Here is a 21,166-nt window from a genome sequence, read left to right on the forward strand (position 1 = left end):
TCGAGTATCGCTTTCGCGGGGAGGAGCGGATTGGCGAACACCTCCCAAATCGTCATTCCGGGGCCGAGCGCAGCGAGGAACCCGGAACCCAGGACCAGCGCCTCGCCATTGAAACAGCAGGCATCCAGCTCCCCCTCCTGGCTTCCGGGTTCGTCCTCCGGACGTCCCGGACTGACGCCGACGGGGTGAGGCTCAGGACGCTAAAAGCGCCTCGACCTGATCGCGCTCCGGCGCTGAGGGCTGCGCGCCCGGGCGGGTCGCGGCGAAGGCCCCGGCGGCGCAGGCGAAGCGCAGCGCCTCGGCCGGGTCCATGCCTTCCAGCAAAGCCACCGTGATGGCGGCGACGAAGGCGTCGCCCGCGCCCGTCGCATCGACCGCCTCGACGGCCGGCGGGGTCGCCCAGGCCATTTCGACGCCCCGCTGATACAGGGCCGCGCCTCGGGCGCCCTTGGTGACGACGACCCGTCCCCCGCCCCGGTGCAGGCCGTCGCCATAGAAGGCCGCCTCGGTCTCGTTGACGACGATCAGGTCGGCGCGGCGCAGCAGCAGTTCCGACACCGGCGCGGCGGGCGCCAGATTGGCGCAGACGAAGCCCGTCGCCCGGCCCACCGCCGCCTCCACCGTCTCGATCGGCAGCTCCAGCTGCACGATCAGCGCGCCCTCGATCCGCTGGGGCAGTTGTTCAGGAGTGACCATATGGTTGGCGCCGGCCGCGACCACGATCTGGTTCTCGCCGGTCGGATCGACGGCGATCAGGGCCACGCCCGTCGGGGCCGCCACATCGACCTCCACCCCCGCCAGATCGACGCCCAGGTCCTCCATCAGAGCCAAGGCCTCGCCGGCCATGGCGTCGTTCCCGACCCGGCCGATCAGACAGACCTCGGCGCCCAGTTTCTCGGCCGCCAGCGCCTGATTGGCGCCCTTGCCGCCGGGATGGCGCGCCAGGGTCGCCCCCGTCACCGTCTCGCCCGGTGCCGGCAGTTGGGGCGCAGTGGCGACCAGATCCAGATTGATCGAGCCGACGACGGTGATCCTCATGCGCCGGCCTCCAGCGGCTCAACCTCCAGAGCTTGGGCCTTCAGCTTGGCGACGATCAGGTCGAACACCCCTTGCGCATCCGCCGCGACCGCCCAGCGATGCCGCGCCGTCGCCGGATCAATCCGGAACTCCACCGCCGTATGCCCGCGCGTCAGGTCCGAACCCGTCTCCACCTCGATCCGGCAGGGCTTGGTTTCGAATAGGTCAGGCCGGATCAGCCAGGCGATGGGACACGGGTCATGCAATGGGGCGCCCCAATCGAAAGTGGGCCAGCCCACGATCTCGCGCTCCACCCGCTGCGAGAACCGCAGCGTTGACGCCGCCGCCCGCGCGGCCTCGCTGTCGATGGCCTCTATCGCCGCGATCCGGGCCTCGGTCGCACGCACCTGATGGGTCGCATCCAGGCCGAAGGCGACCACCTGACACCCCGATCCGAACACCACCGCCGCCGCATCGGGATCGGCCCAGATGTTGAACTCGGCCGACGCGGTGACATTGCCGCCTTCCGACCGCGCCCCGCCCATGACGACCACCGGCCCCAGCCGTTCGGCCAGCCGCCGCTCACGCCGCATCGCCAGCGCCAGATTGGTCATCGGCCCCAGAACGGCGATGGCGACCGAACCTTCGGGCCGGCTCATCACCAGATCGACGATGGCGTTGGCGGCCGGCCCGTCGCCGACGATCCCCGTCGGCTCGAACGGCTCCAGATCGCCCAGACCCTCGGCGCCGTGAAACGCGCCCGCGCCCGCCGGCGGACGTTTCAGCGGCCGCTCGGCCCCGCCGAACACCGGAACATCCTCGCGCCCGGCGATCTGGCGGATGATGCGCGCATTGCGCTGGGTCTTGGCGCCGGGAACATTGCCCCCGACCGTGGTGACGGCCAGCAGCTCCAGCTCGGGCGCGGCGAAGGCCAGAAACAGCGCCACGGCGTCGTCCACGCCGGGGTCGCAATCGATGATCAGGGACTGAATAGACACCGCCCATGACTAGGCAGGCCGGCCGCGCGGAGCAAGCCGCAACCGCGCCTCAGACCCGACACGCTTCCACGCACGCCTGGGCCAGCACCTCCGCCGAATCCGTCAGGGGAACCGGCGTATCCTCGGCCCTCAGCAGCAGCGGCACCTCGGTGCAGCCGGCGATCAGCCCGTGCGCGCCCGCCTCCGCCAGGGTCTGAGCCAGCCGCAACATCCCTGCCCGCGCCGCCTCGCCGACATCGCCGCGCTTGACCCCGTAGACCAGCGCCATGAAGGCCTCGCGGTCCGCGCCCTCCAGCAGCACTGTCTCGACCCCGCGCGCCGCCAGCGCCTGCGTGTAAAGCCGCTCGCCCCCCGGCGTCGCCAGCACCCCGATCCGCTTGGCTCCAGAGACCGCCGCCGCGTCCGCGGTCGCCGCGATCATGTCGATGAAGCCCAGGCCCTTCGCGGCGCACAGCGCGCGGATGGCTCCCGCCTGGGCGTGGGCGGTGTTGCAGGGCATGGCGATCACCTCGGCCCCCGCCGCCGCCAGCCCCTCGGCCATCTGTCCCAGCACCACCTCGGCCTCGCCCGGCCGCGTGTTGCGATCGGGGACCTGGGGGTTCAGGTCCATCACCACCCGGATGTGATCAGCGTCCCCGTCCGCCGGTGTCAGCGCCTGCACCCGCGCCAGAAACGCCACCGTCGCCGCCGGTCCCATGCCGCCGATCACGCCCAGGATTTTGCTCATCGCATCACGCCCCATCCCACGACCGCGGCGGCGGCCAGAACTGCCGGCACGGCGTAGCGGCTCTTCCAGGCCCACGCCACCGCCTGGGCGCCCGCAAAGATTGCCACGGCCGCCGCCATCGACGGCGCCCGCTGCAAGGTCGCCCAGCCCAGTTCCACGCTGGTCGCGGCGATGATGCCTGCGACGGCGGCGGCGACCCCGGCCAGAAGATCGTGCAGCCGCCGGTCCTCGACCACCGCCTCCAGCCGCTCATAGAAGATCATCGAAAAGGCGAAGGCGGGCGCGAACACCCCGGCCGTCATCGCCAGCGCCCCGCCCCAGCCCGCGACCACGAAGCCGACGAAGGTGCAAAAGATCACCAGCGGCGCCGGGATCACTCCCGCAAAGGCGATCCCGTCCAGAAACGTCCCGTCGTCGATCAGCCCGCGCCCCACCGTATCGGCGCGCACATAGGGAATGGCCGTATAGGCGCCGCCAAACGTCAGCAGCCCCGCCTTCAGCCCCGTCCAGAACATCGCGGCTGCGCCCACGTCGCCCCCCTGCCCCGAGGCTTGTCCCAAGACCGGCCCTCCGTCCCCCAGCCCGTGCATCGCCAAGGCTGCAACGACCGCCAGCGCCACGACCCCGACGGCCAAGCCGACCCGCCCGGCCCGGACCAGCACATAGGCCGCCCCGCCCGCCGCCAGCACGATCCAGAACGCCGCCCCGGCCAGGGTCGCCGCAAAGCCGACGACGGCGACGGCCCACAGCCAGCGATCCTCCAGAATATGCGATCCGATCTTGCAGACGGCGCGCACGATCACCGCGACCACCGCCGCCTGAACCCCCAGGAACGCCCCGGCCAGCAGGCCCACAACCGGCGACAGCGCCACATAGGCCCAGCCGATCCCCAGCATCAGGATCAGCCCCGGCAGCATGAACCCCAGGCCCGCCAGCAGGCCGCCGATCCGCCCCCGCGCCCGCATGCCCATGTGCACGCACAGCTCGTGCGCCTCCGGCCCCGGCAGGACCTGCAACACCGCCAGCAGCCGGTTGAACCGCGCGCTGGACATCCACCCGTCCTGATCGACCAGCTCGCGCCGGATCATCGCGATCTGCGCCACCGGCCCGCCAAACGCCAGCAGCCCGAACCGCAGAAACCGCAGAAACACCGCCGTCAAAGACAGCGCCGGCGGGACAGGTTCGGACTGCGGCGCAATCATCCGATCAGTCCCGATCTCGCTAAAAGGGTTTGCAAGTCAGGCCAGCCCTTACTCAGGGCTGGCCATGGCTCTTGCGACCGCGTCCTGCATCTCCACCCTCAAGCCGGCCCACTCGCTTTCGGGCCTCAGCTTGCCCTCGCATTGCTGTTGAAGGTGGCCCACGGGATAGACGTAACTTTCCGATCGCTGCGCTGCGGCGCCGATCTCTTGAGGCCCGACAAAAATGCCAAGGTCGGCAAGCCGACTTTCGGTGGCCATGCGGGCGGCGACCATCGATGACACGAGCGCGTCTGGGACAGGCGCCGCGCATCTCACGGCGTCGTATCGATAACGGACCATCGCCAGTGCGTAGAGGTCAGACGCCTTGTGTCGATCATGATCCGCCCAAGCCACCGAAGCCACGAACAGACACAGAGGCTGAGCGTCGCCACGACCGTCCCAAAGCGCCGCACGATCGGCGTCGGATAGCGAGGCGCCCATAAATGTCGAGCATTGGCCCAAGGTGTTCGAGGCAACCGGCTGGATACCCTGCCCAGCACTGGCTTCACGCTTGTTTTCGGCCGAAGTGGCGGGTTCTGATCCGCAACCCAAAAGGCCCGCGGCGACAAGCAGGGGGACAAGAACTTTCAAGATGCTCACCTTCGTCAATGTCGCTTTCCGATCCGCAGCCCAGCTATGACACCGGCGTCAGCCTAAACCAGCACAAGCAGCGCGGCATAGACGCGATCATCCAAAGTCGCAGCCCCCGTCTTGACCGCCTCGAGCCCGCGCGATCCGATAGGGTCCCGCGCGGACCGCCAGCGGCCGCCCCTTCCAGCTCAGTCGCACCGCGCCCTCGTTCACCAGGGCGTCCACCGCGGCGTGGACGTCAGGCATCGCCTCGCGCCACGCGCCGCCTTCGCCCGCGACCACCCGCGCGACCTCGCTGGGGCAGACGGTGGCGCCCTCGGCCCGAGCGGCCAGCAGCGCCAGGGTCGCCTCGCGCGGGTCCATGACCGACGGCGCGCCTACAGCGCCCCTTCGATCTCGGTCTGATAGCCGAACAGCCCCTGCGCCCCGCCGGTGTGCAGGAACACCACCGTCTCGCCCCCAGAACCAGAAGTGAACCGGCCGGCGCGCGCCAGGGCGATCAGCCCCTTCATCGCCTTGCCGGAATAGACCGGGTCCAGCACGATCCCGTCCAGACGCGCGGCCAGGGTCAAGGCGTCGATCACCCCCTGGTCGATCAGGCCATAGCCCTCGCCGACATAGTCGCAGTCGGCGACGACCATCTCGCGCGTCACCCGACCGGGCTGGCCCAACAGAGCGGCCGTCTCCTCGGCCAGTTTGAAGACGTTCGCCTCCTGCTTGTCCTTGGGCGCCCGCACACCGATGCCCAGCACGGGAATGTCCGCCCCCATGACCGCCAGCCCGGCGACCAGGCCCGCATGGGTGCCCGCGCTGCCCGTCGCCGTCACGATCCGGTGGACCTCCAGATCCATCTCATCGGCCTGGACCACGATCTCGCGCGCGCAATCGACATAGCCCAAAGCCCCGATCGGGTTCGATCCGCCGCCGGGAATGACATAGGGCTTGCCGCCCCGCGCCCGCACCACGTCCGCCGTCTTCTCCAGCTCGGCGACCATGTCCGTCCCGCCCGGCACGGTGCGCAGGGTTGCGCCGAACAGCCGGTCCAGCAGCACGTTGCCGTTGCCGACATAGTCCGTCGCCTTGGACCCCGTCCGCTCTTCCAGAATGATTTCGCAGGCCAGACCGTGGGCGGCGGCCGCCGCCGCCGTCTGGCGCACATGGTTCGACTGCACCGCCCCTTGCGTCACCAGGGTGTCGGCGTCCTGTTCGAACGCCGCCCCCAGCAGGAACTCCAGCTTGCGGGTCTTGTTGCCGCCGCCGGCCAGGCCGGTGCAGTCGTCGCGCTTGATCCACAGATCCAGACCCAACTCCTCCGACAGGCGGGGCAGCGGCTCCAGCGGCGTCGGCAGATGGGCCAGGCGGATACGGGCGAAACGGGCGAGATGCATGGGACGGTTTCCTGTTCGCCGTCTTGATAGCCCGCGCCCGTGACATTCAAAAGCGCCAGACCCAGGCCGTCCGCCCCTTCGCCCCGCCTTCGGCCTCAGCCCGGCGCGCCGGCCTCGGCCACACGCGTCGGCGCAACGAAGGCGGCGTCGCACAGGGCCTGGGCGAAGGCTTGCGACGTGACCGCCTGCCGATCCATCAGGGCGTCCAGCACTCCGGCCCCCGCATCCACCGTCACGACCAGCGGATAACGCCCAACCACCTGACCGCCCTGGGCCGGATCGCGCAGTTCCGCCGTCGCCCGCACCCGGTGTTCGGCGCGATCGCCGGCCAGAATGGCCAGGCGCGGCGCCCGGCTCAGCGCCTCGACGTGGATGCTCAGGTTCAGCCGATGCCGACCGCCGGCGCACAGCCCCATTTCGTTCAGCACCTCGTCGTTGAAGGTGTCGGCGAAGTCGTCCTCGGCGTCCAGCCAGCCGGTCGTGGTTGTGACGCTGCCGATCCGCGCCTGCTCGGCCATGGCCGGCGACAGAGCCATCGGCTCGCCGCCGACATCCACCGAGGCGCAGGCCGTCAGTCCCGCACACGCCAGAAACGCCAAGATGGCGGTCGTCTTGATCTGTTTCATGGTTCCCTCTCCCTAGAGGCCCTCACCAAGCGTGACAGAAAATGAACTCCGCCTGAACGCTGTTCGACAAGCGCTTGCAATAACCTTCGCCCTCATCACATGGCCCTCCCACGGTCTGGCTAACGACGGGCCTTTCCGATGCCACGCCGCGCGATCACGCCTCAGTGGAGGCCGCCTTGCCGATGGGCCCCAGATGGGTCTGGTCGAACGACCCTCCGATCTTCAACCCATAACCGAGCATCCGATCCAAGCCGATGTGGGCGCCCCAGATCAACGCCAGCGGCGTCAGCATGGGCGCCGCCCACAGACCGGCCAGACCCAGCACCACTGGACCCGCTTGGCTGTGCGCCAGATTATAGGCCCAGGCCCCGACGCGGCCGCCAAACAGATAGCCCGCGAACGACAGGTCAGGCGCCAGGAAGGCTGCTACAAACAGCCACCATGGCGCGCCGATATGGGCGTAGAGCCCGACGCACAACACCAGGATCGCCAGGCTTTCCAGCCTCAGCCAGTTCCGCATCGCGGGGACCGTCGTCATGCCGCTCATCAGGCGCTCCATATGTCCCGCTTGTGGGACATATGGATATGTCTCATGTATGGGACATGTCAACCGTACTCCCAAAGGTTCGCCCTCGCGATCGACCCGCGACCGAAACCGCCATCGTCGAGGCCGCCCGCCGACTACTCCTCCGCGACGGCTGGACAGCACTGAATGTCCAGGCTCTTGCCGCCGAGGCGGCCGTGGATCGCAAGTTGATCTATCGCTATTTCACCGATCTCGACGGCGTGGTCGAACGCCTGGCCGCACGAGCAGACATCTGGCTGGGCCAGGCTCTTGCAAAACGGCCGCCGTCGACGGCGAGCACCTATCGCGACTTCATGCGCGAGTCGGTCCTGGCCTATCTGCATGTCCTGCGCACCCAGCCTCTGGTTCTGCGGATGCTGGCCTGGGAGATCGCGCAGGACACGCCGCTTCTGCGGCGCCTGGAAGCGGCCCGGTCGCGCGTGATGCAGGACTGGATGGCCGCGCGTCGCCCTCAGATCGCTCTTCCCGCCGAGGGGGATGCGGTCGCGCTGAACGTCATCGTTCTGGCGGCGGTTCAGCACCTGGCCCTGGCTTCCGACGCGCGGGGCCGCTTCGCCGGCGTTGAACTGGACGACCCGGGGTGGGCCCGAATCGAGGCCGCGATCGATCGCCTGATGCAGGTCTGGCCGGATTGATCGCCGTGGCGGAGGACGTCGGGAGCCAAAGCCGGTGCCCAAGCGTTGCCGCCGCATGACCGCCGCCGCGCCGCTCTTGGATCTGCAACGCGAGCGCGCCTATGTCCGCGATCTGGGCCGCGCCTTCGCCGGCGCCCTGGTGTTCAACATCCCGCTGTTGATGACGATGGAGATGTGGGCGCAGGGCGTGATCATGGACCGCTGGCGGCTGCTGACCTTCATCGTCGCCGGCCTGCCGCTGCTGTACGGCCTGGCCTATTACGCCGGCTTCTCCAAGCGGCGCGGGCCGGTCAACGAAGCGCTGGACACCGCCGTGGCCCTGGCCGTCGGTTTCATCACCGCCTCCATGCTCCTGATCCTGTTCGGCGTCGTGGAATGGGACGCGCCGCCGCGCGAGGGCCTGGGCATGGTCGCGCTTCAGGCCATTCCCGGCGCCATGGGCGCGCTTCTGGCCCGGCGTCAGCTCAGCGGGGACGGCGGGGGCGACACCGACGAGGATCAGGCCTCCTATTTCGGCGAACTGTTCCTGATGGCGGCCGGCGCCCTTTTCTTCGCCCTGAACGTGGCCCCGACCGAGGAGATGATCCTGATCGCCTACAAGGCGACGCCCGCCCACATCCTGGCCCTGATCGCCGTCTCCATCCTTCTGCTCCATCTGATCGTCTTCAAGGCGGGCTTCGCCGGTCAGGAAGAGGCCGATCATCCGATCAAGGCCTTCCTGCATTTCACCCTGCCCGGCTACGCCATCGCCCTGGCCGTCAGCCTGTTCACCCTGTTCCTGTTCGGCCGCACCGACGGCCATGCCGTCGCCGGCGTGGTCCAGACCATGGTCGTCCTGGGCTTCCCCGCCGCCATAGGCGCCGCCGCCGCCCGTCTGTTGGTCTGACCCCATGCCCACGAAGAAGAAGCCCGCCGCATCGACCCGCCCTCTGTTGCAATGGGGCATGGCCTTGCTCGGCGCCGTCATCACCCTGACCGCCATCGGCATCGTGGTGTGGGAGGCGCTCCAGCCCACAGCCCCGCCCGCGCTCAGCGCCCGCATCGTCGCCGTGGACGTCACCGCCGCAGGCCAGGTCGCGACCGTCCGGGTTCAGAACGACGGCGACGACACCGCCGCCGCCGTGGACATCGAAGGGGTTCTGGGCGATCAGACCGCGACCGCCAGCCTGGACTATGTCCCCGGCCACGGCCACGCCAAGGCCTACCTCCGCTTCGACGCCGATCCGCGCTCAGCAGCCGTCTCGGTCATGGGCTGGTCGGCGCCCTGAGCCTGGGTTATGGTGGCGACGTTCTCCGGGGGGTCGCAATCGAGCGGCTGAGATAGAGGTTTCTCCTCTGACCCGTCGAACCTGATCCGGGTCATGCCGGCGAAGGGATGAGTACGCTTCTGGTCCACGCTACAGGACCCTCGCGCCCGACGTCGGCGGACCTCAAACCGTTTGAGGCCGCCATGAACATCCAAGTCACCCCGCCCGCCCTGCCCGAAGAGCTCGACCTGGCTCAAGCAGCGAGCGACCGTGTCGCGAGCGCTAGCCACGAAGGGAATGTGGATCTGGCGCTGAAAGACGCCCGCGAGCAGGTGATGAAGGAGACAGGGACCATCCCGACCGGCGAACGGGCCGGCAGCCGCAAGGTCTATGTCGCCGGCGAACTCTATCCCGACATCCGCGTCCCCTTCCGCGAGGTCGCCGTCCACCCCTCGGCCAACGAGCCGCCGGTGACCATCTATGACTCATCGGGCCCCTACACCGATCCGACCGTGACCATCGACATCAAGCGCGGCCTGCCCCACGTCAAATCCAGCTGGCAGCTGGATCGCGGCGACATCGCCCCCGTCGCCAATCCGCGCGAGGTCAAGCCCGAGGACAACGGCCATGCGTCCGGCCGCCACCTGGCCCCGCGCTTCGACACCTCCAACCACCGCGTCTTCAAGGGCGTCGAGGGCCGCCCCGTCACCCAGTACGAATACGCGAAAGCCGGCATCATCACGCCCGAGATGGAATATGTCGCCATCCGCGAGAACCTGCGACGGGATGCAGTGGCGAGTGGCGAGTGGGGAGTGGCGAGCCAAACTGCTCAGACTGTCACCCTGGCAGACGGCTCGACCGTGCCGCTTCCCGCATCGACCTCGCCACTCGCCACTCGCCACTCGCCACTGGAGCGCGACGGCGAATCCTTCGGCGCCAGCATCCCCGACTTCGTGACGCCCGAGTTCGTGCGGCAAGAGATCGCCCGCGGCCGCGCCATCATCCCGCACAACATCAACCACCCCGAGGTCGAGCCGATGATCATCGGCCGCAACTTCCTGGTGAAGATCAACGCCAACATCGGCAACTCGGCCGTCCTCAGCTCCGTCGACGACGAGGTCGACAAGCTGGTCTGGGCCACCCGCTGGGGCGCGGACAACGTCATGGATCTGTCGACGGGCCGGAACATCCACAACATCCGCGACTGGATCATCAGGAACTCGTCCGTCCCCATCGGCACCGTGCCCATCTATCAGGCGCTGGAGAAGGTTGGCGGCGTCGCCGAGGACCTGACGTGGGAGGTGTTCCGCGACACCCTGATCGAACAGGCCGAACAGGGCGTGGACTATTTCACCATCCACGCGGGCGTGCGCCTGCCCTTCGTGCCGATGACGGCGAAGCGGGTGACCGGCATCGTCTCGCGCGGCGGCTCCATCATGGCCAAGTGGTGCTTGGCCCACCACAAGGAGAGCTTCCTCTACGAGCATTTCGAGGACATCTGCGACATCATGCGCGCCTATGACGTGTCATTCAGCCTGGGCGACGGCCTGCGCCCCGGCTCCATCGCCGACGCCAATGACGAGGCCCAGTTCGCCGAGCTGCGCACCCTGGGCGAACTGACGAAAATCGCCTGGGCCAAGGGCTGCCAGGTCATGATCGAGGGCCCCGGCCATGTGCCGATGCACAAGATCAAACAGAATATGGACGAGCAGCTGAAGCACTGCCACGAGGCGCCCTTCTATACGCTCGGGCCCCTGACCACCGACATCGCGCCGGGCTATGACCACATCACATCCGCGATCGGCGCGGCCATGATCGGCTGGTTCGGCACGGCCATGCTCTGCTACGTCACGCCCAAGGAGCACCTGGGCCTGCCGGATCGTCAGGACGTCAAGGACGGCGTCATCACCTACAAGATCGCCGCCCACGCCGCCGACCTGGCCAAGGGCCACCCCGCCGCCCGCCTGCACGACGACGCCCTGTCACGCGCCCGGTTCGAGTTCCGCTGGGAGGATCAGTTCAACCTGGGTCTGGACCCCGAAACCGCCCGCAAATACCACGACGCCACCCTGCCCAAGGAGGCCCACAAGACCGCCCACTTCTGCTCCATGTGCGGCCCCAAGTTCTGCTCGATGAAGATCAGCCAGGACATCCGCGACGCCGCCGCCGCCCAGAACGACGCCGGCGCCTCCCTGTCGGAAGCCGAAGCCGGCATGGCGGAGATGAGCGCGAAATTCCGGGCCGGGGGCGGCGTGGTGGAGGTGAAGGTGTGAGGGCGTAGCCGCAATGACCTCTGGTTAACAACCGACAACTTAGTCTAGATTCGGAGAACATGATTCGCTTGGGAGGGCGACTTGGCGGCTCCAATGATCCTGACCACCTTCGCTGAGGTGGATTTGAGCGACCCGTTCTTCGACTCTCTCAAAGCTGCATACAAAGAGTTTCCGGTTTGGTTTGCATCAAAGGCAAGCGAACCAGTCTACGTCACATTTAAAGAAGATGGACAGCTTCGCGGCTTTCTTTACCTAAAAGTCGAGCACGGCATCATCGATGATGTCGATCCACCTCTCCCTGCTGCAGACAGAATGAAGGTGGGCACGCTAAAAATCGTTGCCCACGGCACGAAGCTTGGCGAGCGTTACGTAAAGAAAATATTTGATGCAGCTATAAAGGCAGGAGTCGATGGCGTTTACGTTACAGTTTTCGAAGAGCACGCGGGCCTAATACGTCTATTCAAACGATACGGATTCACGCAATACGCTACAAAAACGAGCCCAAACGGAACAGAGTTAGTTTTTATTCGTGATTTCTCGGTTCTGACCGGCAAAATTCGCCGCGACTACCCATTCATTCACCAAAATGGGCACAAAAAGTATCTACTTGCCATATATCCCGAATGGCACACAAAACTGCTACCAGATTCAATATTAAACAACGAATCTAAAGATATTGTAGAGGACCTGTCCCACACCAACACTATACATAAAGTCTATATTTGCTCTATGAATGTGGGCGGACTGAAGCGCGGCGACATCCTCGTAATGTACCGATGCTCCGACGGTAAGGGAGCGGCATATTTCCGGTCCGTCGTAACCTCTATCTGCGTGGTAGAAGAGGTCCGGTCGCGGAAGGATTTTCGCGACAAGGGCGACTTCCTAAATTACGCTCGCCCACATAGCGTCTTCAGTGAAGACGAGTTGGAGGCGTGGTGGGATTCCGGCAAGCGAATGCACGTCATTCGCATGACCTACAATGCCGCCTTTGAAAAACGCACCACTCGAGGGCAGCTCATCGACACCGTTGGGCTGAGCTCTACGCGCCGCTATGACTTTTTCGAACTCTCCCAGACTCAGTTCGATCACATTTTGAAGTTAGGGAAAATCAATGAAAGTCTTGTTGTCGATTAAACCCGAATTCGCGGATAGAATATTTTCCGGCGAAAAAACCTTCGAATTCAGAAAGAGCGTTTACAAAGATCGATCCGTAAAAACGGTCGTAGTATACGCAACTCAGCCGGTTGGAAGACTGGTTGGAGAGTTTGATGTTGCTGATATCATGTCGGATACTCCTGAAAAATTGTGGGAGACAACAAGAAAAGGCGCTGGAATTTCTCAGCAACTTTTTGAAAGCTATTTCAATGGGCGAGACTGTGCATTTGCTCTGAAAATTGAGAATGTGATTCAGTACCCAGAGCCTGTAATGCCACACGAAATAATCGACAATTTTGTACCACCTCAGTCGTATATGTACGTGGATGATGCCGGAAGACGGCGATCAGCCCATGAAAACGAAACTTTACAACTTCTCTAGGTTCAAAAATGAAGCGAGAGGTCTCTATTCTATTTGGCCTTTCGGGCGTGGGAAAAACCACGATGGGAAGACGAGTAATAGATCAAGAGACGGGTATTTCTCACGTTTCCGCCAGCGACTTGCTTAAGGCTGCACATTCACAAACCGGGGAAGAGCTTCGAACGGCCCAACAAGACCGTTTGGTCGAAAATCAGCAGGTATTGGCGTCAGCACTCAGTGAATGGCCGTTCCCTGCCGGCACTCGACATATCCTTCTGGATGCACACAGCGTTATTGATAATGACAAAGTGCTGGTGGACATTCCGGTAGATGCGATTGCGTCCCTTAAGCCTAGTAGATTGATCTTTCTAACGGACGACCCCGCCGCCATTGCGACACGTCGACTTTCTGGTGACCGTCCACGCCCCGTGCGGACAACTTCAGAACTCAATGAACATCAAGAGCGATCGCTAACCGTTTGCAGGGGCTATTCAGAAGAGATGGGCGTATCGCTCGTAGTGGTAAAATCGGGAGACTTAGCGGGCTTCCGCGCCGCCCTAGCGATTTGACCATGCCCACCCTCGTCCTCCTCGCCGGGCCTAACGGCGCCGGAAAGACCACCTTCATCAACGGCTTCCTGCGCGAGCGAACGGAGACGTTTCAGTTCGTCAATCCGGATGAAGTCGCCCGTGGCCTGACCGGCGACGGTCCAGCACGCGATCTGGCGGCGGGGCGTCTGGTTCTGGAGCGGCTGGACGGGCTGACGCGCGCCGGGGCGGACGTGATTCTTGAAACCACTCTGGCGACGCGCTCGCATGCCGTTCGCATTCGGCATTGGCGGGCGCTCGGCTATCGAGTGGAACTGGTCTATCTGCGGCTGCCCAACGCCGACTATTCGGTTGCACGCGTCGCCCGCCGGGTCGCACGCGGCGGACATGGCATTCCCGAAGATACCCTGCGCCGCCGCTTCCTGCTCAGCGCCGAATATCTCGAAACGACCTACAAGCCCGCCGTCGATGCCTGGAAAATCTACGCCAATGGCGACGACGGTCTCGATCTGCTAGATTGGGGACCGCGATGAACAAGATGCTGATCGACCACGAAACGGCGCTGAAGGCCGCGCGCCGCGCCGCCGAAATGGCGAAGCATGGCACGCGCGAGGAGCAGTCCGGCAAGTTCCTGCCGCCGCCCGGCTGGAAGGGGCATCTGGTCACCGCCGCCGACGCCGCGCCTGCGTCGAAGAAGCGGGCCTAAGCTTTCCCTCTCCCAACGGGAGAGGGAATGCATAGCTAGCCCCTCTACCTATGCACGACGTCCCTACCCCGGCCGTTGAAATCCCTCGCCTTTCGCGAAATCGACGCCCTCTACCCGATCACGCCTCGGGGCGGCCTTAGACTGGCGGCGCGTCCTGTGTCGGGCGCGGGCGACAGGCCGGGGATGGGATGGACGACGACCACAGCTATGACGACGGCGGGTTCGAGGGGCCGCGCGATCCGTTTTACGATGCGATGACCCAGCAGGCGCTGGATCAGATCCGCATCCTGCGCGAGGCGGGTCTGGAGCAGACGTATCGCGACGCCCTGCATCACGATTCCTCGCCCGAGGCCGAGGCCGCCTTCTGGCGCGCGCACGGCCTGCCGATGCATCTGTTGCGGCTGCCCGATCTGGCTGCCTCGGACCCCGCTGCGCGCGCGGCCGACCGGGTGCAGAACCGGGGCTATCGCCGCCTGTCGAAGGAGGCGTGGGAGGCGGCGGGCACGGCCTATCTGGCGGGGTCCACGGCGGAGGAGGTCAGCGCCGTCTATGGCATGGCGGTCAGCACCTTTCGCGCCCGCGCCAGGGACGAAGGTTGGCGGCGCGAGGATCAGCCCGATCCGCTGCGCGAGCCGATCGACCTGGAGGCCGAGACGGCCGAGGGTCTGCCTGACTATGGGGCCATGGCGGGCCACGCCCTGGTTCGGCTGAACCGGGCGCTTCAGGCCGGGCGCGCGCTGGAGGCCGCGCGCTGGGTGCGGCTGCACGCCGACCTGACCCGGATGGCGGCCGCCCCGCCCGCACCTTCGTCTCCGTCCCCGCCCGCACCGCCGCCGCCCCCAGCGCCGCCCAAGGAACCCGACCTGGGCGAACGCGCCGCCGCCGTCGCCGAACAGGTCGGCCAGATCGCCCGCGAGGCCTGCGCCCTCAAACGCGGCGATTACGCCGGCCGTGACGCCCTGATGGCCCGCCTCGAAGCGCTCGACGACCTGAAACCGGCCCCGCGATCAGACGAATTAGACGAAATAGACGGTGTTTTTGTCCCCCGACCGCCGGACTGACCGTCTCCTCCCCATCGCCTGCGATGGGGAGGGGGACCGCGCCCTTCGGGCGGGGTGGAGGGGCTCTTGAGGCCTCACAGACGTCGATTTTGCAGAAGGACCCCCTCCGTCACGGCGCCAAGCGGCGCCGCGCCACCTCCCCGCTGCGCAGGGAGGAGACGGCCTAGACCTCCGACGCGATCTTGCGCAGCGCCTCTTCGAACACCTGCGCCGGCTGTCCGCCGCTGATCAGATATTTGCCCTCGACCACCACGGCCGGGACCGAGGTGATGCCGCGTGCGCGCCACAGGTCTTCGGCCTGGCGCACGGCCTGGGCGTAGCGGCCCGAGGCCAGAACCTCGCCCGCCTCGGCCCGGTCCAGCCCGGCCTTTTCGGCGGCGGTGGTCAGGACGCCGGCGTCGGTCAGGTTCTTGTTCTCGGTGAAGTGGGCGCTGAACAGCGCCTGTTTCAGGGCCTTCTGCTTCTCCGGCGCCGTCTCGTGCGCCCAGTGCAGCAGCCGGTGGGCGTCGAAGGTGTTCCAGATGCGGCTGTCGTCGGTCATGCGCATGTCGAAGCCGACCTCGCCCGCCCGCTCGCGGATCATGGCGCGGTTGGCGGCGGACTGCTCAGGCGACGCGCCGTATTTGCGGCCGATGTGTTCGACGATGTTCTCGCCCTCGGGCGCGATCTGTGGGTTCAGCTCGAACGGCTGAAAGGCGATGTCGGCGGCGATCCCCTCGTCCTTCAGCGCGTCCAGCGCCGTGTCCAGCCCGCCCAGCCCCACCACGCACCAGGGGCAGACGACGTCGGAGATGAAGTCGATCTTCAGGGTCTTGAGCGGAGCGTTCATGGCGCGGCCTTCTGGAACAGCGTGTGTTGCATAAGGATATGGCGACGCCGCGCCGCGCGACAAGTCTCAGCCCAGGCTCAAATCTCTCGGCGGGCGGATCCGGCGCCAGCGCGCCTCCACGAAGGCGAAGGCGCCGAAGGCCATCAGCCCCGCCGCCGTCAGCCCCAGGATCCACGATCCGCCCGGCTGGGCCTCCAGCGCATCCAAGGCCGCCGCCGTCGTCGTCACCTCGCCCGAGCGCGCATGCAGCCCCGCCAGAACCACGAACACCCCCAGCGGCAGATAGGCGAACCCGCGCGCCGCATAGCCCGCCCGCGCCAGCGCCGTCGCCGTGCCGCAGAAGGCCTTGGGGCAGGCCAGGGCGTCGTCGAAATCGTCGCGGACAGCCCTGACGATATTGCCGACGCCGACGCCCAGCACCACCAGCCCGGCACCGATCAGCAGCACCTCGCCGAATGGCATCCCCAGCAGCATGGCAGCCTTCTCCTGATTCTCGGCCACGCTCTCGGCCTGGGCCGTCGAGGCGTTTGTCGCCTCGCCGAACTCGTCCAGATATTCGAACACCCCCAACGCCAGCACGCCGTAGAACAGGCCGCTGACCGCCTGGCCCGCGCGCGTGGCCCAGCCCTTCAGGTCGCTGCCCTCGTGATCCGCGTCGAACACCGCCTGCAACACCCGCCAGCCGACGAAGGCCCAAAGCCCCAGTCCCAGCAGCACCAGCCAGACCTTGCCGAACGGCTGCTCGGCCAGCCAGCCCGCCGCCCCGCTGGTCCCCACCGCATCGCCGATCCGGTCCGTCGCCGCCAGCAGGGTCAGCGCGCCGGCCGACAGGTAAACGAAGCCCCGCGCCCCATAGCCGACCCGCGCCGCCCATTCGATCAGGGTCGCCAGCGGCGGCAGGCGAAGGGACTTGGCAGCGTTCATGAGGCGTCTCTCGGCGGCGTCAGGACGCCCTCAACGCTGTGACGACGACAAAGGCTCCGCTTCACCCTGTGTCGACATCCGACAGACGCCCGCAGGCGTATGCCGTTAAGGTTCGCGTCCTTGGGAGGCGTTCAGTTGAACATCTACGAGTTTCACTTCTTCGACGAGGCGGATCGCCGCCCCCTTCTCGACTTCTTCGACGGGGCCGACGACGCATCGGCGTTGGAGGCGGCGAGGACGCAGCTCTCGCATCACGCCTCCTGCGCGGGGGTGGAGGTTCTGGAGGCCGGCCGTCTGGTCGGGCGCGTCACCCGCTGAACCTCGTTGGCGCTCTGCTCGCTGGCGTACACAGCGCAGTAAAGACACGACTTTTCCCCAGCAAGCCGTGTGATATATAGCAACGCTGTGTCGAGTTTCGACAGACGCCGCGATCAGATCGCCTTATGCGCGAACTCATGAACCGCCTTTCGTCCGGTAACCGATTGATCCAAGGGATGAACCCTGACGATCGAGACGCCCTGCTCGCCATCGCCACAGCGATGGAATTCGCGCCCGGCCACGTGTTCAGCGAGCCTGACGACGCCATCGAACACCTGCATTTCATCGACAGCGGCTTCTGCTCCTCGGTGGCGGTTCTGGAAGACGGCCGGACGGTGGAGACCGTGATGATCGGCCGCGAGGGCGTGCTGGGCGTCGTCGCTTCGGTCGTGCCGCAACAAGCCCATACCCGCAGTGTGGCCCAGGTCGCCGGGACGGCGCGCCGGGTGGACGCCGCCAAGTTCCGCGCCCTGTCGGCGCAACGGCCGGGCGTTCGCGACGCCGTCGCCGACTACATGGCGCGGCTTCAGGGCGAGTTGGAGCAGTCGGCCGCCTGCAACGCCCTGCACCACGCCGGGCAGCGGTTCGCCAAATGGCTGCTGCGATGCCACGACAGGGTCGAGGGCGACACCCTGAATCTGACGCAGGAGTATCTGGCCTCCATGCTGGGCTCCCAGCGGACGACGGTGAACGAGGCGGCGCAGGGGCTTCAGAAGGCGGGGGCCATCGCCTATTCGCGCGGCCGGATAACCGTGCTGGATCGCGCCGCCTTGGAACGCGCAGCCTGCGAATGCTACCGCCGGGGCGGAGACCGGCAGCCCTAGTCGACCTGGGCGGCCGGCAGTTCGAGCACCGCCTTCAGCCCGCCCATGTCGCTGTCCGACAGCATCAGCCGCCCGCCGTAGGCGCGCGTCAGGTCGTCCACGATCGACAGGCCCAGACCCGAACCCGGCGCGCTCTCGTCAAGCCGCGCGCCGCGCTGCATGACCGTGTCGCGCTGATCCGCCGGCAGGCCCGCCCCGTCGTCTTCGACCACCAGGATCATCTGGCCCAGGCCGCTGCCGCCCGCCGAGACGCGCACCCGGCGCCGGGAGAACTTGGCGGCGTTCTCGATCAGATTGCCCAGGATTTCCTGCAAATCCTGACGCTCGCCCAGGAAGGACAGGCTGTCGGGCGCGCGCCAGTCGATCTCGACGTTCTTGTCGCGGAACACCTGTTCGATCATCACCGCCAGCTCGTCCAGCACCTCGGCGACGGGCGTCGTCTCGCCCAGACCGTGGGCGGCGCGGGCGGCGGCGCGGGCGCGGCGCAGGTGGTGATCGACCTGGCCCTGCATGATCCTGGTCTGGCGCCGCACCAGCTCAGGCAGATCGCCCTCGCTCGTCCCCGCCTCCGCCAGCATGACGGAGATCGGCGTCTTCAACGCATGGGCCAGGTTGCCGACGTGGGTGCGCTGGCGATCCACGACCTCCTGATTGTGATCCAGCAGGCGGTTCACCTGCTCGGCCAAAGGCTGGATTTCCTGGGGGTATGAGCGGCCGATCCGCGCCGACCTGCCCTTGCGCACATCCGCGATCTCGTCGCGCAGGTCGAAGAGGGGGCGCAGGCCGATGCGCACCTGAATGAAGACCGCCGATACGAGTCCGAGCCCCAAGATCAGGAAAGCGATCCAGGTTACGCGGGCGAACTGGCGCGTGTCCGCGTCGACGTCGGAGCGATCCAGCGCGGCGATGAAGATGACCGGATGTTCGTGCCGGGGGATCGACTTCATACTGGCGGCGACGCGCAGCGGCTCGCGCGTCTCGGCGTCGTCCTTGGGGCCGGTGGTGTTGAAGGTGATGACGTCGCCAAAGGCCGCATCCAGGCGCGCGGGCAGGTCGGCGGGAAGGGCGAGGTCATAGCTCCACAGCGAGTTGGAGCGGGCGAGATTGACCAGCCGACCGTTGGGGCGAACCTCCATGATCTGCCAGTATTTGCCCGACAGCAGGCGCAAGGTTCGGGCGTCCTGGATCTGCGGAATGGCTTCGCCTTGCGGCGTGCGACTGGCGCTGACCACGATCTCGTCGATCGTCTCGTTCAGCATGGCGCCCAGACGCCGCAGGGCGGATTCCTGAAAGGCCTGGGTCAGCACCAGCGCTGAAATGACCAGAGCGACCACGATCCAGGCCGAGGCCAGCCAGATCAGCCGACGGGTCAGGGAGCGACCGGGGCGACCGAACCAGCGGCCCCAGTCGTGGAGCCCGCCGGCGTTGGGTTTCGAAGCCGTCGCCTCGGTCACGCCGGGTCGGATTCGCCCGCCAGCGGCGTCAGCCGATAGCCGAGGCCGCGCACGGTCTCGATGCGGTCCGATCCGACCTTCTTGCGCACCCGGCCGATGAAGACCTCGATGGTGTTGGAATCACGGTCGAAGTCTTGGTCGTAGAGGTGTTCGACCAGTTCGGTGCGGCTGATGACGCGGCCCTGGTGCATCATCATGTAGTGCAGCAGCCGGTATTCCAGCGAGGTCAGGCGCAGGGGCTCGCCATTGACGCTGGCCCGCGCCGCGCGAGGATCAAGCCGCAAGCCGCCGCACGACAGGGTCGCAGAGGCGATGCCCGCCGAACGGCGCAGCAGCGCCCTCAGGCGCGCCAGCAGCTCTTCGGTATGGAAGGGCTTGGTCAGATAGTCGTCGGCGCCGGCGTCGAAGCCCGCCACCTTGTCCGACCAGGCGCCGCGCGCCGTCAGGATCAGGACCGGCGTCGTCTTGCCCTCGCGCCGCCAGCGCTCCAGCACCGACACGCCGTCGATCTTGGGCAGACCCAAGTCCAGGACGATGACGTCATAGGGTTCGTTCTCGCCCAGATAATGGGCTTCTTCGCCGTCCGGTGCATGGTCCACGGCATAGCCCGCGTCGCCCAGCGCCGCCTTAAGCTGACGCGACAGATCCGCGTCGTCCTCGACCAGAAGCACCCGCATCAGTTCGGCCTGCGACGTTGATTGTTGTTGTCTGGACGCGCCTGTCCGGTCTGGCCGTCAACCACCACCTCGCGCACGCGTCCGTCGCGTTCGACCAGGACGGAATAGTTGCCGTCGCGGCGCGGTTGGGTGTCGATGGGACGACCGCCGCCGGCCTCGCCGCCACGACGACGGGCTTCGTCGGGACTGACGCGCGGACCACGGTCCTGCGAGCGCTGATCCTGGTCGCGCGACTGGGCCTGCGCCGACGTCGTCATGACGGGCGCAAAAGCCAGACCGAGAGCCAGAGCCAGGGCCGGAGGGGCGATCAGGAGAGGGGCGGGTTTACGAAACATGGCGACCGATCTAGTCCCGATCATCTGAACGGGCGCTGAATACGTCGTATAGTTTAAAGCGAACGCTGCTCCAAACCGGAGACCAGATCAAAAGACGGCGGCGTGACGTCTTTTCATCCAGATGAACCGAACCTGATCGATCCTGTTCAGAACCGGCTCAGTCGCCGGGTGCTCAAATCGCCTCATCGCTGGTCACCCCGACCGGCACAACATTTGAGGAGATCGCCATGCGCAAGCTCATCGTCCCCGCCATCGCCCTGGCCGCCGCCTCGGTCGCCGCGCCGTCCTTCGCTCAATCCTATCACCACCGCCCGGCCCCGCCCCATCACGCTAGTTATGGCTCGTGGCAGTCGATCAACGCCCGCCAGGCCAACCTGGACCGCCGCATCGACCAGGGCTACCGCAATGGCCAGCTAAGCCGCCGAGAGGCTATCCGCCTGCGCAGCGAGTTCGACAGCCTGCTGCGCCTGGAAGCCAACTACCGCCGCGGCGGCCTGACCGCCTGGGAACGCCAGGACCTGGACCGTCGCTTCGACCGCCTCTCGGTCCAGATCCGCTACGAACGCCGCGATCACGACAATCGTCGCGGCTGAGCCTTGAGTAAAACGATGAGAGGCGCGGTCGAAAGGCCGCGCCTCTCTTCCG

General features: G+C 66.6%; 27 protein-coding genes and 1 riboswitch. Of the genes, 13 read left to right on the top strand and 14 right to left on the bottom strand.

From position 1 onward, the window contains the following. Positions 1-192: 192 nt before the first annotated feature. From O2K97_RS15190 to O2K97_RS15230, 9 genes are all read right to left on the bottom strand, one after another. Complete coding sequence (locus O2K97_RS15190; RefSeq protein ID WP_269219906.1) at positions 193-1,038, bottom strand: ribokinase; 846 nt, start codon at positions 1,036-1,038, stop codon at positions 193-195. Further along, positions 1,035-2,015 (bottom strand): nucleoside hydrolase, encoded by a 981-nt coding sequence (locus tag O2K97_RS15195; protein WP_269219907.1) that lies wholly within the window; start codon positions 2,013-2,015, stop codon positions 1,035-1,037. Before O2K97_RS15195 ends, O2K97_RS15190 begins: the two co-directional genes overlap by 4 nt. Before the next feature lie 49 nt (positions 2,016-2,064). Next, positions 2,065-2,742 carry an aspartate/glutamate racemase family protein gene (locus O2K97_RS15200; RefSeq protein ID WP_269219908.1) on the bottom strand — a complete coding sequence of 226 codons (678 nt, stop codon included), beginning with the start codon at positions 2,740-2,742 and terminating at the stop codon, positions 2,065-2,067. Next, entirely contained in the window at positions 2,739-3,944 is a 1,206-nt protein-coding gene (gene chrA / locus O2K97_RS15205; protein ID WP_269219909.1) for a chromate efflux transporter, read from the bottom strand. Before chrA ends, O2K97_RS15200 begins: the two co-directional genes overlap by 4 nt. Before the next feature lie 48 nt (positions 3,945-3,992). Continuing rightward, the gene (locus O2K97_RS15210) at positions 3,993-4,574 is read right to left on the bottom strand and encodes a hypothetical protein (protein ID WP_269219910.1); all 582 of its coding nucleotides are present in this window, start codon (positions 4,572-4,574) and stop codon (positions 3,993-3,995) included. Positions 4,575-4,670: 96 nt separating this feature from the next. After that, entirely contained in the window at positions 4,671-4,937 is a 267-nt protein-coding gene (locus tag O2K97_RS15215; protein WP_269219911.1) for a DUF3253 domain-containing protein, read from the bottom strand. 14 nt (positions 4,938-4,951) lie between these two features. Next, complete coding sequence (locus tag O2K97_RS15220) at positions 4,952-5,962, bottom strand: D-cysteine desulfhydrase (RefSeq protein WP_269219912.1); 1,011 nt, start codon at positions 5,960-5,962, stop codon at positions 4,952-4,954. 95 nt (positions 5,963-6,057) lie between these two features. After that, positions 6,058-6,588, bottom strand: a complete 531-nt coding sequence (locus tag O2K97_RS15225) for a hypothetical protein (RefSeq protein WP_269219913.1) — start codon at positions 6,586-6,588, stop codon at positions 6,058-6,060. Between the two features lie 154 nt (positions 6,589-6,742). Further along, entirely contained in the window at positions 6,743-7,135 is a 393-nt protein-coding gene (locus O2K97_RS15230; protein ID WP_269219914.1) for a DUF4260 domain-containing protein, read from the bottom strand. Between the two features lie 56 nt (positions 7,136-7,191). Here O2K97_RS15230 and O2K97_RS15235 point away from each other — a divergent pair, with 56 nt between their 5' ends. The 10 genes from O2K97_RS15235 (at position 7,192) to O2K97_RS15280 (ending at position 15,160) form a co-directional block, all read left to right on the top strand. Further along, positions 7,192-7,809 (top strand): TetR/AcrR family transcriptional regulator, encoded by a 618-nt coding sequence (locus O2K97_RS15235; protein ID WP_269219915.1) that lies wholly within the window; start codon positions 7,192-7,194, stop codon positions 7,807-7,809. 34 nt (positions 7,810-7,843) lie between these two features. Then, positions 7,844-8,695, top strand: a complete 852-nt coding sequence (locus O2K97_RS15240) for a TIGR02587 family membrane protein (protein WP_269219916.1) — start codon at positions 7,844-7,846, stop codon at positions 8,693-8,695. Positions 8,696-8,699: 4 nt separating this feature from the next. Continuing rightward, on the top strand, positions 8,700-9,077 hold the full coding sequence (locus tag O2K97_RS15245) for a hypothetical protein (protein ID WP_269219917.1): 378 nt from the start codon (positions 8,700-8,702) through the stop codon (positions 9,075-9,077). A 16-nt stretch (positions 9,078-9,093) separates the two neighbouring features. Further along, positions 9,094-9,203, top strand: a riboswitch (TPP riboswitch). A 188-nt stretch (positions 9,204-9,391) separates the two neighbouring features. Then, complete coding sequence (thiC, locus tag O2K97_RS15250) at positions 9,392-11,329, top strand: phosphomethylpyrimidine synthase ThiC (protein ID WP_269221150.1); 1,938 nt, start codon at positions 9,392-9,394, stop codon at positions 11,327-11,329. 93 nt (positions 11,330-11,422) lie between these two features. Beyond that, the gene (locus tag O2K97_RS15255) at positions 11,423-12,463 is read left to right on the top strand and encodes a GNAT family N-acetyltransferase (protein WP_269219918.1); all 1,041 of its coding nucleotides are present in this window, start codon (positions 11,423-11,425) and stop codon (positions 12,461-12,463) included. Next, positions 12,441-12,866 (top strand): ASCH domain-containing protein, encoded by a 426-nt coding sequence (locus O2K97_RS15260; RefSeq protein WP_269219919.1) that lies wholly within the window; start codon positions 12,441-12,443, stop codon positions 12,864-12,866. Before O2K97_RS15255 ends, O2K97_RS15260 begins: the two co-directional genes overlap by 23 nt. 8 nt (positions 12,867-12,874) lie before the next feature. After that, positions 12,875-13,414, top strand: a complete 540-nt coding sequence (locus O2K97_RS15265) for an ATP-binding protein (RefSeq protein WP_269219920.1) — start codon at positions 12,875-12,877, stop codon at positions 13,412-13,414. Between the two features lie 2 nt (positions 13,415-13,416). After that, positions 13,417-13,926 (top strand): AAA family ATPase, encoded by a 510-nt coding sequence (locus tag O2K97_RS15270; protein ID WP_269219921.1) that lies wholly within the window; start codon positions 13,417-13,419, stop codon positions 13,924-13,926. After that, on the top strand, positions 13,923-14,099 hold the full coding sequence (locus tag O2K97_RS15275; RefSeq protein ID WP_269219922.1) for a hypothetical protein: 177 nt from the start codon (positions 13,923-13,925) through the stop codon (positions 14,097-14,099). The genes O2K97_RS15270 and O2K97_RS15275 overlap by 4 nt, the downstream gene beginning before the upstream one ends. Before the next feature lie 188 nt (positions 14,100-14,287). Beyond that, positions 14,288-15,160 carry a hypothetical protein gene (locus tag O2K97_RS15280; protein ID WP_269219923.1) on the top strand — a complete coding sequence of 291 codons (873 nt, stop codon included), beginning with the start codon at positions 14,288-14,290 and terminating at the stop codon, positions 15,158-15,160. 163 nt (positions 15,161-15,323) lie between these two features. Here O2K97_RS15280 and O2K97_RS15285 read toward each other — a convergent pair whose 3' ends face one another. Together O2K97_RS15285 and O2K97_RS15290 are read right to left on the bottom strand one after the other, a co-directional pair. Continuing rightward, the gene (locus O2K97_RS15285) at positions 15,324-15,989 is read right to left on the bottom strand and encodes a DsbA family oxidoreductase (protein WP_269219924.1); all 666 of its coding nucleotides are present in this window, start codon (positions 15,987-15,989) and stop codon (positions 15,324-15,326) included. A 66-nt stretch (positions 15,990-16,055) separates the two neighbouring features. Then, the gene (locus O2K97_RS15290) at positions 16,056-16,913 is read right to left on the bottom strand and encodes a DUF1206 domain-containing protein (RefSeq protein ID WP_269219925.1); all 858 of its coding nucleotides are present in this window, start codon (positions 16,911-16,913) and stop codon (positions 16,056-16,058) included. 135 nt (positions 16,914-17,048) lie between these two features. On the opposite strand from O2K97_RS15290, the gene O2K97_RS15295 reads away from it, so the two are divergent. Together O2K97_RS15295 and O2K97_RS15300 are read left to right on the top strand one after the other, a co-directional pair. After that, positions 17,049-17,231 (top strand): hypothetical protein, encoded by a 183-nt coding sequence (locus tag O2K97_RS15295; protein WP_205681750.1) that lies wholly within the window; start codon positions 17,049-17,051, stop codon positions 17,229-17,231. Positions 17,232-17,407: 176 nt separating this feature from the next. Next, complete coding sequence (locus O2K97_RS15300) at positions 17,408-18,055, top strand: Crp/Fnr family transcriptional regulator (protein ID WP_269219926.1); 648 nt, start codon at positions 17,408-17,410, stop codon at positions 18,053-18,055. On the opposite strand, the gene O2K97_RS15305 is transcribed toward O2K97_RS15300, so the two are convergent. The 3 genes from O2K97_RS15305 to O2K97_RS15315 are packed head-to-tail and all read right to left on the bottom strand — an operon-like array spanning position 18,052 to position 20,521. Beyond that, positions 18,052-19,509: a sensor histidine kinase gene (locus O2K97_RS15305; RefSeq protein ID WP_269219927.1), complete on the bottom strand. Its 1,458-nt coding sequence runs from the start codon at positions 19,507-19,509 to the stop codon at positions 18,052-18,054. The genes O2K97_RS15300 and O2K97_RS15305 overlap by 4 nt on opposite strands. After that, complete coding sequence (locus O2K97_RS15310; RefSeq protein ID WP_017505887.1) at positions 19,506-20,186, bottom strand: response regulator transcription factor; 681 nt, start codon at positions 20,184-20,186, stop codon at positions 19,506-19,508. The genes O2K97_RS15305 and O2K97_RS15310 overlap by 4 nt, the downstream gene beginning before the upstream one ends. Then, positions 20,186-20,521 carry a hypothetical protein gene (locus tag O2K97_RS15315; protein WP_055806585.1) on the bottom strand — a complete coding sequence of 112 codons (336 nt, stop codon included), beginning with the start codon at positions 20,519-20,521 and terminating at the stop codon, positions 20,186-20,188. Before O2K97_RS15315 ends, O2K97_RS15310 begins: the two co-directional genes overlap by 1 nt. A 227-nt stretch (positions 20,522-20,748) precedes the next feature. Here O2K97_RS15315 and O2K97_RS15320 point away from each other — a divergent pair, with 227 nt between their 5' ends. After that, the gene (locus O2K97_RS15320; RefSeq protein ID WP_269219928.1) at positions 20,749-21,114 is read left to right on the top strand and encodes a hypothetical protein; all 366 of its coding nucleotides are present in this window, start codon (positions 20,749-20,751) and stop codon (positions 21,112-21,114) included. Positions 21,115-21,166 lie beyond the last annotated feature (52 nt).

The organism is Brevundimonas vesicularis, assembly GCF_027105095.1.
GTDB lineage: Bacteria > Pseudomonadota > Alphaproteobacteria > Caulobacterales > Caulobacteraceae > Brevundimonas > Brevundimonas vesicularis_E.